Genomic DNA, 12696 nt, shown 5'->3' on the forward strand with positions numbered 1-12696 from the left:
TCAGTTTGCGATAAAATCAGAAAAATGAGTGGGAAAGATAGGAAAAACTATATTTTGTCTTTCCCACCCAGGCAGTTCATTCTTTTTGTATCGAATGTATTCAGGCAGCCATTGTATGCCGGCTGCAGGCATTAACTCTTATTTCAATAAGAAAAGTACAAAACCCGCCGCGGAACAAATCGCGCTGGCAAGGCAAAATCTTGCGACGACGGTCGTTTCGGGCCAGCCGCCAAGTTCGAAGTGGTGGTGAATCGGCGTCATGCGGAAAATCCGCTTGCCGCCGGTTTTCTTGAAATACAGAACCTGCATAATGACAGAAACCGTTTCAATGACGTAGACCCCGCCGATAAGAACAAGCAGGATTTCCGTGTGCGTCCCGATAGCTGCAGCAGCCACCGCACCGCCGAGAGCAAGGGAACCAGTATCACCCATGAAGACTTTGGCCGGAAAGTGATTGTACCGCAGAAAACCGATGCAGGCACCTGCGAGAGCCAGGGAAAAGAGCGATTCATGACGGAGTCCTTCAAACGAAGCAATGGCCGCAAAAGCAAGCATGACCGGAATCGTCACGCCGGCGGCCAGCCCGTCAAGGCCGTCTGTGAGGTTAACCGCATTGGTCGTCCCTACAAGAAGAAGCAGGATAAATACGGGATAAAAATACCCCAGGTCAATCACAGTGTTGATAAGCGGCACCCAGACTTTCGTGCTGTACACATCGCCCGGATAGAGCAGATAGACAGCCGCAACAAGAACCTGCAGCGCCATTTTCTGCTTGGCCGTAAGGCCGAGATTCTGTTTAAAGAAAACTTTCAGTCCATCATCAATAAAGCCGATGAGGCCATAGCCCACAAAGAGCCACAGGGCTACCACAATGTGCGGGTCAAATGGGATCCACATCAGGCAGGCCACCACGACGGCGATAATCATCATGATACCGCCCATGGTCGGCGTGCCGCTTTTCTTCATGTGTTCCTTCGGACCGCATTCACGGATGCTCTGACCAAAATGCCATTTGTGCAGTTCCGGGATGAGAAATTTTCCGATGATTACCGTCAGTGCAAACGAAGTAATGACGATCCAGAATTCATTCATGAGCGGTGCCGTCCTTCTTAAAAGCGAGTGCAATCACCTGGTCGACCGCCATGGAATGGGAGCCCTTGCAGAGCACCACATCGTAAGGGCGGACGACTTCGCGCAGCACCTTGGCCGCCGCTTCCTTGTCCGTCACATAATGTACGGAAACACCGAGCGTCCTGGCTTCTTCTGCCATGAACTTGCAAAGCGGTCCGTAACAAATGAGCTCGGATACGCCGCATTCAGCAGCCCATCTGCCGACACTGCGGTGACCTTCCTCAGAAGCCTGCCCCAGCTCCAGCATATCAGCGAACACAGCAATGGCACGGCCACGTCCGTGAGCTTTGACAACGCTCGTCAGCGTTTCAAGTCCCACTTTCATGGAAGCCGGTGCCGCGTTGTACGCATCATTAATGACCGTCACGTCACCGAATTCGAGGATTTCCTGGCGCATACCAGTCAGCTTGACAGTGCCGAGGGCATAGACGATATCATCATCATTGACGCCATAGAGCTCAGCCGTAGCAATAGCGGCAAGAGCATTCATCACATTGTGCCGTCCCAGGATCGGCAGCACCACATCGCGTGTATTGCCTGTAACCTTGCTCGTATAGGTAAAGCGGGTCAGAAGACCGTCTGTCGTAATGTTGCTGCCTCTGACGTCGCAGTCGTTATCAATGCCGTACGTTGTCACCTTTGCACCAGTCTTCATAGCCCGTACGCGGGGATCATCGCCGTTTAAAATGGCAAAATTCTTGTCCGTGAAGTTTTCGAGGATTTCACTCTTGGCTTTGGCAATATTCTCGATACTGCCCAAAAGCTCCAGATGGGTCTCCCCGACATTCGTAATGATAGCCGCGTCAGGATGCGCAATTTTTTTCATTTCGCGGATCTGACCAAGACCGCGCATGCCCATTTCCACCACGGCAAATTCCGTATCCGGGCGAATCAGGAACAGTGTCTTCGGCAGGCCGATTTCATTATTGAAGTTAGCCTGCGTCTTGATGACCTTATATTTGCTGGCAAGGAGTGCCGCCACCATATCTTTCGTCGACGTCTTTCCGTTGGAACCTGTAATCGCGATGACGCGCAGATTCTTCATGCTCATCCGGTAGGCCGAAGCAATCTGCTGATAGCCTGCCAGTGTATCTTTCACGATGAAACATTTATTTTCCGTACCCGGAATTTCATGATCGATCATGACTGCCTCAGCACCTTTTTCCAGAGCCGAAACGGCAAAATCATGGCCGTCAAACTTTTCGCCCCGCAGCGCGACAAAGAGCGTTCCCGGCTGAATCTCGCGAGAGTCAGTCGCTACGTCCGCAAACTCTACATCATCGGACAGGCGCGTCTGAGCGCCCGTTGCCGTCTTAATCATCTTTGCATTAAGCATTTGCTTTCCCCTTCCGGAAATAATCTCTGACCACTTCTCCATCATCAAAATGGATGGTTCTGTCTTTCAGGATCTGATAGTTTTCGTGGCCTTTACCGGCAATCATTATAACATCATCCGGTGCCGCATGGGAGATGGCAAATTCAATGGCACTGCGCCGGTCGGAAATCGTGTGGATTTCCTTGTCACCGGGCGCATCCTTCAGGCCTTCTTCGATATCTTTGATAATCGCGTCCGGATCTTCACTGCGCGGATTGTCGCTTGTCACGACGATTACATCGGCAAGATCCAGCGCAATCTTACCCATGATTGGGCGTTTCTTCCGGTCACGGTCACCGCCGCAGCCGAAGACACACCAGAGCTTGCCTTTTGTGATTTCCCGTGCAGTTTTCAGCACATTATCAAGGCCGTCCGGTGTATGGGCATAGTCCACAATAACCGTAAACGGCTGGCCGGCGTCAATGAGCTGGAAACGACCGGGCACGCCGCCGAAATCATCCAGACCGCGGACAATGTCGTCCCTGGAGAGACCTTCAGCCAGTGCGCAGCCCACGGCTGTCATCACGTTGTAGACGTTAAATTCACCCGTAATGTGAAGGGCCAGTTTCATTTCCCCGGCCGGAGTGGTCAGATCCAGCTTCATGGATTTGGCGCCGATTTCAAAAGAAATGGGATGAATATCGTTTGTCGCAGCTTTGCCATACGTAATGATCTTCGTTTTGACCCGGTTCATAATGAGCGGGGAGCTGGGATCATCCATGTTGAAAACCGCCGTCTTACGCGGCTTCTTGCCCTCATGAAGATGAGTAAAGAGCAACGCCTTGGCCTCGCGGTAATTTTCCATAGTCTTATGGAAATCGAGGTGGTCTTCTGTAATATTTGTCAGTGCGGCCGTATCGTATTCGATGCCGGCGACACGATTAAGGGCCAGCGCGTGAGAAGAGACTTCCATTACACAGTAGTCGCAGTGGGCTTCGGCCATGCGGTACAGCGTTTTTTGCAAATCGACGACATTCGGCGTCGTGTTATGGGAGACCTCTTTTTCGTCCCCGATCATAATATTAATGGTTCCGATGAGCCCGACCTTGTGTCCCGTATTGGTCAAAAGTTCGCGCAGAATATTGGTAGTCGTCGTCTTACCGTTCGTACCGGTCACGCCAATCATCCGCATCTTTTGAGCCGGATAATCGTAGAACCAGGGTGCCAGCGCCGTCATAGCTGCCGTCGTATCGTCGACGCGGATTGCCGCGACACCCTTCGGAACGTCTGCATCCTCTTCAATCAGAACTGCCGCCGCTCCGAGCTGTGCGGCCTTACCAATATATTGATGGCCATCCGTATGGACGCCTTTGATACAAATAAACAAGCTTCCCGGCTGCACCGTCCGGGAATCAATCGTGAGATCGTTTACCATTTTTCCCTCTGTATCACCCGTCACGCGGGCACCTGGAATATGGGCAATCACATCACTCAGCTTGCGATTCATGAAAATCCCTCCTTACCAGCATTTGGCATCATGGCATGACCCATGATTTTACACGCAAAAGGCAGCCTTGCGGCTGCCTCATTTTTCCATCCGAACAGAGTACAGCGCCCAGAATGCGTTCATTTTTTAGCCGGCGTAGTGACGCGCACGTAAATGTTGCTTCTGGCTGTACTGAGCCCTAAGTTTTTACTAGCAATCCCTGCAATCCGCTCCGGACTTCTGAGGCGTTCCACTTCCATCTTGAGCGCTTCGTTCTGGTCTAGCAGATCGGCTTCCTGCTGTTTCAGCTGAATCAGAGCATTGGTACTAGCCACGTAACGTTCACTCAAGGCAACGCCGCCAAAGTAACATAATACAACTAAAACAGCAATAAATTCAACTAGTCTCCGCAGAGATTTTTGATTTGCTCTTTCTTTTCTGACCCGTCTACGGATAACGACCTCTTCAGGTTCTTCCTGAAGGGCTTCGGAACCGTAGCTATAGGCTGTATGTGAAGGCCAGCGCTGTGGCTGCCGGCCATACCTTCTGCCGCTAATCATTGCTTATCCCCTTATCAAATCTTCTGTGCTCCCCGTAGTCTGGCACTTCTGGCTCTAGGATTCTCAGCCAGTTCTTCTTCCGTGGGTACAAATTCTTTTTGTTTTTTGAGTTCCGGTTTGTGCCCGCATACGCAGACCGGCAGTTCCGGCGGGCAGATACACCCGCGGGCCATGCGTTTGAAACTCTGCTTGATGATGCGGTCTTCCAGGGAATGGAAAGTGATGACGCCGATACGGCCGCCTTTTTTCAGGTGGTGTACAGCGGTTTCCATCGTACTGTCAAGGATTTTCAGTTCGTCATTGACTTCAATGCGAATCGCCTGAAAGGTTCTTTTTGCGGGATGCGGACCGCCTTCCCGAGCCCCCTTGGGAATCGCGGCCTTGATTACCGAAACCAGTTCACTCGTCCGCGTCAGTGGTTTTTTCTTACGGGCGGCGACGATAAACTGAGCAATCCGACGGCTCCACCGTTCCTCGCCGTACTTATAAATCACATCGGCAAGATCGTCTTCCTTGTAGTGGTTAACTACATCGGCGGCTGTCAGTTTGGCCTCCTGATTCATCCGCATATCGAGCGGGCCGTCCTGCATGTAGGAAAAACCCCGTTCCGGCGTATCGAGCTGATAGGACGACACGCCAAGGTCGAAGAAAATTCCGTCTGCCTCGGCGATGCCCATCCCATCCAGGATAGCACCGAGGTTGCGGAAATTATCATGTACAATTTTTACCCGGCACGGCACATCTTTCAGTCGTTCCGTAGCCGCAGCAATGGCATCTTCGTCCTGATCGATGCCGATGAGTAGTCCATCCGGCTGCAGCCGTTCGGCAATCGCATGGGAATGACCGGCTCCGCCGAGCGTGCAGTCTACATAGATGCCGGAAGGATCCCCGACAATCCAGTTCACACTCTCATTTAACAAGACACTCTTGTGTACGAAGTTCACGACAATTCCCCATTCCTGCCATCAATCAATCGAAAGGCGTTCCACGGCGTTTTCCACGTCTGCCGAAGCATCCTCCGCATAAGCGTTATATCTTTCCGTATCCCAGATTTCGGCCCTGCTGCCCACGCCTACAATTGTGACGTTTTCAGTAATGTGGGCATGTCTCCGGAGGTTGGCCGGCAGGAGCACTCTCCCCTGCTTATCGGTCTCTACCTCCACAGCGCCGCCTAAGAGGAAACGGCTGACATTTCTTGCGTCTTTTCCGGGCAGATCCTGCTGACTCATCCGTTCCGTCAATCGGTCCCACGCCTCTTTCGGATAAACGGTCAGACAGCCATCAAACCCTTTTGTGATATAAAATGGCTTGCCAAGCTCTTCTCTCATCTTGGCAGGAATAAACAGACGGCCCTTGGCATCAATGGTATGCTCAAATTCTCCCATCAGCATGGCCGTCACCTTCCTTTCCACTCGTGGGAAATTTCACCCACTTTTAACCACTTTTTACCACTTTCCCCCATTATAATGGTTATATTTAGAAAAATCAATGGAAATAGTGCCCTTTTGGAACAATTCTGAGAATTGTTTTCGATAAAAAATAAGGACTGTGAAAAATTAAACATTTTTCGCAGTCCTAAAACAGTGGGCAATTTGCAGTTAGTAAAGAGTCTGTAAAAAAATAAAAATAGCAGTGTGGTAAAGATTTTGATTCAAATAAAATATGATATAAAAGCTGAATTTAGCAGTTAACCTAAATTTCAGCTTTTATTTTTATAAGTTCGTAGAAAAATGCCCTGGCAATTTTTCTTCCACAGGCGGACGGCTGACAGCGGAAGGCAGGCGGCGTATTTTTACCAGAAAAAAAGCTGTGAAACAATGATCACTCATTATTTCACAGCCCTATTTTTATGAATGTATGATTTTGTTATTCTAATCCGGCAGTCCCATCAGCATGCCGATTGGAACAGTAATAAGGATAGACAGAACGACTCTTTCAAACCAGATAACAATGATATCGCGCATCTTGAGCGGAATATCCGTCCCCATGATGCATGGGATACTGGCTGAGAAGAAAAGAATTTCGGAAATACTGACAACAGCAATGACAAATTTTAAGAGCATCGTGCCGGAACTCTTGATCAGAATTGACGGCAGGAACATTTCAGGCAGGCACAGTGCCGCGGCCTTTCCGCCCATGACGGCCTGGGAAATGCCGAAAACTTTGAAGAACGGATAGAACAGATATCCGAAGTAGTCAAAGAGCGGCGTGAATTCAGCAAGCCACAAGCCCAGCAGACCAACGGAGGTAATGGAAGGAATAACGCTCAGGGCCATCTTGAGACCGGCCTTGAGGTTCTGCCAGCAAAGCTGGAATACCGGCGGCTGAGCGGCAGCAGTAGCAAGACCCAGGTTCCAGGCGCGCTGGAGACGAGTACCCTCTTCCTTCTTTTCTTCCGCCTTCTTGCCGGTGAAATACGTATCAGGAATGGATTTAAGCGGCCACAATCTTGCCGTAATAGCGGTTACAACAAAGGTCACAGCCATGGATACAAAGAAATAAGTAGACCACAGATCCATCAGTCCCAGCGTCCGGGCCACAACCAGAAGGAAGGTCACAGATACCGTAGAAAATCCCGTAGCAATGATAGCCGCTTCCCGCGCTGTATACCGGTCTTCGCGGTACACACCGTTCGTAATGATTAAGGCAATGGAATAACTTCCTACAAAAGAAGCGACAGCGTCGATAGCGGAACGTCCCGGTGTATGGAAAACCGGGCGCATGAAACGATCAACGAGAACCCCGATGAATTCCATCAGGCCATAGTTGGCAAGGAAGCAAAGAAATGCGGATCCGATAGGAATTACGAGACCTACAGGAATGGCTAATTTATTGAAGAGAAACGGCCCGATATCGCCGCGCCAAAGCCAGGCATTACTCTTCCAAAGGCCAAAATACATGATAGTACCGATAATAGCACCGCCAATCTTGGCAAAGGACATAAAAATATCCATCCCGCCCTTATTCCAGGTTTTCGTATAAAAAGGCCGGATGGCACCTACATACATGACAGCCAGAATAAAAATCTGCACCGCCGGCATACAGTACTTCTGCAAAGAAGTCACGATGAAATCAACGGGAACACTTTTGAGCGAAGGACTGAGCCATGAGAGGTTGAAGAAAAACATAAAGACCCCGAATAGGCTGAAGATCAGGAACTTCGGGAGAGCACCTGACTGATTGACGGTTTTCGGCTCTGCCATGGAGATCACCTGCTTTCTGAAAATTGCAAAAAAATACCGGAAGGGCATCCTCCCTTCATGATTCAGTATAGTACGAGTCTGCAGGCCAGGCAATTTTTGCAGAGATTAAAAATTAAAAGTAAAAATTATGTAAAAAGATTTACAAAGTAGTTGATTAAGCCTTCGGCAGAAAAGAACATCTTCCAGCGTAAGCGATTCCCCCTATTTTACTTTCCTCCCCCACAAAGCAGGCTACTCCTTCCAAACGGACGGAGGTAACAGAGGAATTCCAAGCCTTACGGTTTAGCTTAACTAATAAACCAAGAGGGCGCTGCGTCTATTTATTCGCTGCAAACCGCTCCGCGTTTTGCTTCTTTGGGGGAACGGCAGACTGCAGTCGGCAGTAGGCGTTTTTTCTTCTTTCTCCTATTGACAATCCATGCTATAATAAAAGCACAATCTTAAATGTAATTAAGGAGGATTCAGATGGAAAAAGTTACTGAGGATTCCGGTATCATTGAAACCGTTCAAAAACATCCTGAAATTCTTGAAATTTTCATGTCCTATGGTCTCGGCTGCGTTGGCTGCATGGCTGCCAACTTTGAAACCATCGGCCAGGGCGCCAGAGCTCATGGCCTCGATGTAGATGCCCTGATTGCTGACATCAATGAATGCATCGCCACGAACGAAGGCGGCAAAGAAGAAGCAAAGGACTAAGACATCAAAAACGAGCTGTGAAGAATTCCATTTCTTCACAGCTCGTTTTTTCGCAGGTCGCTGGCCGTGTGGGGCACCAGCAGAGTAGTCCATCACCTACCGCAAGCAGTCTCCCTTAACTTACTTTCCTCCCCCACTTCGTGGTCCCTCCTCGTTCCAGCGGACGGAGGTTGTAGAGGAATTCCAAGCCCTACGGTTTGGCTTAACTAGCAAACGTGCCAGGAGATTCTCCTGACACGCTTTTGCTATTTTGGAAAGGTGAATGTATTTCTTTATGATTAGCTGACTGTGCCTATTGCCTCAGTCTCTCCAGGCAATAGCCTTGATTTCGCACTTGATGCCTGCCGGCAATTCTTTGACGGCCACACAGGTTCTTGCCGGTTTGCTCGTGAAGTATTTCGCATAGACTTCGTTAAATGCCTGGAAATCTTTCATATCTGTAAGGAAGCAGGTACATTCGACGACATTGGCAAAAGTAAGGCCCGCAGCTTCAAGCAGGATGCCTACGTTCTTGCAGGTTTGTTCCGCTTCGGCCTGGACGCCGCCCGCGACAACTTTGCCCGTTGCAGGATCAAAGCCCCCCTGACCGGCGAAGAAAACCAGTTTTCCCAGATCCTTCCCTTCAGAAAAAGGTCCAATCGGTTCCGGCAGTTTGTTAGTTTCTACTGTTTTTACCATGTCCGTTTCCTCCTTTATTGCAGTGACATTTTAATATATCAGATAATTCTGATAGTCGTTACATCCATTATACGTGTAAAATAAAGTTAAGTCAATTAAATAAAATTATCAGTTCAGGAATTATGGCTTTCCTTCCCCTCTCTCATTGCTTTTTATCAATACCCTGCATTGTGTTTTCTATATTAGCGCTAACTATTATTTTTTTATATAATTTATATATGAAAAATTAAACTATAAATCTGTTCGATTCTATAAAGCGACAGGAGGATTTATACATGATTGATTTACGCAGTGATACGCTGACTAAACCTGACAAACCTATGTTGGAAACCATTCTTACGGCGCCGCTCGGTGACGATGGCCGTCTTGATGCTAAAGGACGCGGTGAAGACCCGACAGTGAATAAATTAGAAGACACGGCTGCCGCCCTTATCGGCAAGGAAGCTGGCCTTCTCTGCGCTTCCGGGACGATGGGCAACCAGACAGCGGTACTCACCTGGTGCCGTCCGGGTGATACAGCTCTCATCAATGATATGCAGCACCTGGACCGGAGTGAAAAAACAGCTTTTGATCCTCGTTTCGGTCAGCTCAAAAAGGCAACCTATCGCCTGGATGCCGATTTTCAGCCCAATCTCAAAGATATAGAAGCTGCCCTCAAAAAAGGCGGTATCAAGCTCCTTTGCCTTGAGAACACGCATAACTATTCCGGCGGTACCTGCATCACTACGGAGACACTGGCAAAAATCTCTCAATTGGCCAAGGCTTACAAGGTTCCCGTTCATATGGACGGCGCACGTCTTTTTAATGCAGCCATTTATCTTGGTGTCCCGGCGAAAGAACTTTGTCAGTATGTAGATTCCGTGCAGTTTTGCTTTTCTAAGGGGCTGGGGGCTCCTATCGGCTCTGTGCTGTGCGGCACAACCGACTTTATTCAGGAAGCGAAGAAAACGCGCAAACTTCTGGGCGGTGCCATGCGTCAGGCAGGCATCATTGCCGCTCCTGCACTCTACGCCCTCGAGCACAACATCCCCCGGCTGAAAGAAGACCATGAAAATTGTGCGCTCTGCGCCTCCCTTCTGGGATCTCTCAAAAAAGTGGGGCTTCAAAAGAAGGTTGAAACCAATATTCTCATGCTCGACATGAAAAACACCGGTATCACGCCGCAGGAATTCTGCGATCGTGCCCGCACCAAAGGTCTCTTGATTCGCCCCATTATCGATACGTGGGTTCGCCTCGTATTCTATAAGGGCATCACACGTAAAGATGCGGAAAATGCAGCCCGGATAATTCTCGAACTAGATTCGGAGCTATAGTGAAAAGGAGGAAGAAAGATGGTTATTCACGGGAAGAAAATTTCGTTGACGACGCAAATTTTTACGGCCATGATTTTGGGTTCCATTGCCGGGCTCATCAGTGGAAAAACCATGGTTCAACTGGGGTTCATCGGTGATATCTGGCTCAACTGCATCAAGATGATTGTAGTACCCATGGTAATCTGCACTATCGTTACAGGCATTATCTCCCAGGACAGTCTGACTTCCTTAAAACGGGTCAGTGCCAGAATCATTGCCTATTATGTCATTACGACGATTCTCGCCTGCATTGTCGGGCTGATTGTAGCAAGTATCCTGCAGCCTGGTCATTACGCCAATTTTGCAGGTCTTGCAGCCAAGAAAGTCACCGGTGAAATCAACGTCACGGTTGCGGGCTTTTTAAAAGGGCTGTTCTCCACCAACATGGTAGCCACTTTTGCCAAAGGGAATATCGTACAGACTCTCGTCATTTCCATTTTGCTGGGTGTTGCCATCCTGAAGATTAAAAACCAGGAACACAAAGAAACCATGAAACGCTTCTTTGAAGCAGCCAATAGCATGATTTTTTCCCTGATTGGAATGATCATGCAGGTTTCCCCTATCGGTATTTTCTTCCTGATGGGCAGTTCCTTTGGTAAGTACGGTGCCGGTATTTTCACCAGCATGGCCGTACTTGTCGGCACCTATTATGCAGCCTGCATCGCTCACGTACTGGTTGTCTACGGCACTTTCCTTATGGTCTTTGCTCATATTAATCCATTCCGGTTTATCAAAGACAGCGCCGAACTCTGGATTTATACCATTTCTACCTGCAGTTCCATTGCTTCCATTCCTATTAATATGAAGGTAGCCAAAGAAAAGTTTGGTATTCCTGACCGCATTTCCGGTTTTACGATTCCGTTAGGTTCCCAAATGAACACCGATGGTTCTGTTCTGCTTTACGCCTGCGTAATTCTCTTCATCAGCCAGATGATTGGCCAGCCTATGGCACTGCCCCAACTGATCAATACGATTTTCATTTCCACGATTATGTCTATGGGCGGCGGTGGTATTCCCGGCAGTGGCATTGTCAAGTTGATGGTCGTTGTCCAGGCAGTAGGTCTTCCTATCGAAGTGGTTGGTGTCATTGCAGCCTTCTACCGCCTCTTTGATATGGGCACCACGACCAATAACTGCATCGGTGACCTCGTTGGTACGGTAATTGTCGGCAAAGCAGAACTGAAAGCTGCCGAAAAAGAAAACGCTTAAAACGTTTAGAAGAGCCCTAATCCATTGTATAATGAACTAGGGTTCTTTTTTTATGCAGAAAACACGTGAGAGGAGAGGATACCGTGTTCCGCTATATGGATTACATTTATACGGTCTATGAAGAGCATAGCTTTAGCCGTGCTGCCCAAAAAATGCATATCTCTCAATCTTCGCTCAGTATTACTATTGCACGTGCCGAAAAAGAAATCGGAGCAAAAATATTTAATCGCGGCACGAATCCTATTTCCCTGACAGAGTTTGGTATTTCCTATATTGAAAGTGTCAAAACCATTTATGCTCTTAAAAATGACCTGGAAGAATACATTCGTCAGATGGGGGCGGCCCTTCGCGGACGAGTAGCCATCGGTGCCAGCAGTTTCTTTTCCACATACTTGCTGACGCATACCATCCAAAAATTCCGAAACACTTATCCCCATGTAAAAATTGAGCTTTTTGACCACATCATGCCGGAACTCGAAAAAAAGCTGGACAGCGAATTTATCGATTTTATTGTATCAAATACCAAGAAAACTGAAGAGCGCTACCGCAACATTTTACTCTTTCCCGATTATCTGTATCTCATGGTTGTTCCAAAGCTTTGCCCGCAGACGATTTCCCCTGCGCAGAGTGTTGCCTTTGAGGAAATAGGACACGAAAAGAACCCGCGTGCCAAAAGTATTGACCTTACCCAGTTTGCTGAAGTCCCTTTCCTTTTGCTTCACCCTGGAAATAACCTGCGTTATAGTGCGGATAACCTGCTTGAAAAAGCTGGGGTCCATCCGCCAATCGTCCTGGAAGTTGATGAAACAATGACGCTGTATCCTATGGTTAAAGCCGGACTCGGTGCGACCATCGTCGGGAGTTACGTCATCCGGATGCTCGGAAAACCAGGAGATGCACTTTTCTTTCCGCTTGCCGGAAAAGAAGCCAAACGCGGTACCTACCTCAATGTACTGAAAAACAAGCGCATGACCCCGGCTCTTCGGGAATTCATCAAAGAGCTCAGGAACTACTGCACAGATGTAGAAAAGAGATTGTCGGGGGTATGAGAAAATGCAAAACGGAG

At 48.6% G+C, this 12696-nt stretch carries 12 protein-coding genes; 4 read left to right on the forward strand and 8 right to left on the reverse strand.

Going from position 1 to position 12696, the window contains the following annotated elements; all coding sequences use genetic code 11:
* Positions 1 to 138 precede the first annotated feature (138 nt).
* From mraY to LKE33_11255, 7 genes are all read right to left on the reverse strand, one after another.
* The gene (gene mraY / locus LKE33_11225) at positions 139 to 1092 is read right to left on the reverse strand and encodes a phospho-N-acetylmuramoyl-pentapeptide-transferase (GenBank protein MCH3951489.1); all 954 of its coding nucleotides are present in this window, start codon (positions 1090 to 1092) and stop codon (positions 139 to 141) included.
* On the reverse strand, positions 1085 to 2467 hold the full coding sequence (locus LKE33_11230; protein MCH3951490.1) for a UDP-N-acetylmuramoyl-tripeptide--D-alanyl-D-alanine ligase: 1383 nt from the start codon (positions 2465 to 2467) through the stop codon (positions 1085 to 1087). Before LKE33_11230 ends, mraY begins: the two co-directional genes overlap by 8 nt.
* A complete protein-coding gene (locus tag LKE33_11235) occupies positions 2460 to 3953 on the reverse strand; it encodes a UDP-N-acetylmuramoyl-L-alanyl-D-glutamate--2,6-diaminopimelate ligase (GenBank protein ID MCH3951491.1) in 1494 nt (497 codons plus the stop codon). The genes LKE33_11230 and LKE33_11235 overlap by 8 nt, the downstream gene beginning before the upstream one ends.
* A gap of 119 nt (positions 3954 to 4072) precedes the next feature.
* On the reverse strand, positions 4073 to 4492 hold the full coding sequence (gene ftsL, locus LKE33_11240; protein MCH3951492.1) for a cell division protein FtsL: 420 nt from the start codon (positions 4490 to 4492) through the stop codon (positions 4073 to 4075).
* A gap of 14 nt (positions 4493 to 4506) precedes the next feature.
* A complete protein-coding gene (gene rsmH / locus LKE33_11245) occupies positions 4507 to 5436 on the reverse strand; it encodes a 16S rRNA (cytosine(1402)-N(4))-methyltransferase RsmH (protein MCH3951493.1) in 930 nt (309 codons plus the stop codon).
* Positions 5437 to 5457: 21 nt separating this feature from the next.
* On the reverse strand, positions 5458 to 5883 hold the full coding sequence (gene mraZ, locus LKE33_11250) for a division/cell wall cluster transcriptional repressor MraZ (GenBank protein MCH3951494.1): 426 nt from the start codon (positions 5881 to 5883) through the stop codon (positions 5458 to 5460).
* 480 nt (positions 5884 to 6363) lie between these two features.
* A complete protein-coding gene (locus LKE33_11255) occupies positions 6364 to 7695 on the reverse strand; it encodes a YjiH family protein (GenBank protein ID MCH3951495.1) in 1332 nt (443 codons plus the stop codon).
* 465 nt (positions 7696 to 8160) lie between these two features.
* Between LKE33_11255 and LKE33_11260 the strand changes: the two genes are divergently transcribed.
* Entirely contained in the window at positions 8161 to 8391 is a 231-nt protein-coding gene (locus LKE33_11260) for a DUF1858 domain-containing protein (GenBank protein ID MCH3951496.1), read from the forward strand.
* A 300-nt stretch (positions 8392 to 8691) separates the two neighbouring features.
* On the opposite strand, the gene LKE33_11265 is transcribed toward LKE33_11260, so the two are convergent.
* The gene (locus LKE33_11265) at positions 8692 to 9069 is read right to left on the reverse strand and encodes a Rid family detoxifying hydrolase (GenBank protein ID MCH3951497.1); all 378 of its coding nucleotides are present in this window, start codon (positions 9067 to 9069) and stop codon (positions 8692 to 8694) included.
* A 275-nt stretch (positions 9070 to 9344) separates the two neighbouring features.
* Between LKE33_11265 and LKE33_11270 the strand changes: the two genes are divergently transcribed.
* From LKE33_11270 to LKE33_11280, 3 genes are all read left to right on the forward strand, one after another.
* On the forward strand, positions 9345 to 10382 hold the full coding sequence (locus LKE33_11270; protein MCH3951498.1) for an aminotransferase class I/II-fold pyridoxal phosphate-dependent enzyme: 1038 nt from the start codon (positions 9345 to 9347) through the stop codon (positions 10380 to 10382).
* Between the two features lie 18 nt (positions 10383 to 10400).
* Complete coding sequence (locus LKE33_11275; GenBank protein MCH3951499.1) at positions 10401 to 11630, forward strand: dicarboxylate/amino acid:cation symporter; 1230 nt, start codon at positions 10401 to 10403, stop codon at positions 11628 to 11630.
* Positions 11631 to 11713: 83 nt separating this feature from the next.
* Complete coding sequence (locus LKE33_11280; protein ID MCH3951500.1) at positions 11714 to 12679, forward strand: LysR family transcriptional regulator; 966 nt, start codon at positions 11714 to 11716, stop codon at positions 12677 to 12679.
* Positions 12680 to 12696: the final 17 nt, after the last annotated feature.

The sequence above is a fragment of the Acidaminococcus sp. genome, from assembly GCA_022482815.1.
Classification (GTDB): Bacteria; Bacillota; Negativicutes; order Acidaminococcales; family Acidaminococcaceae; genus Acidaminococcus.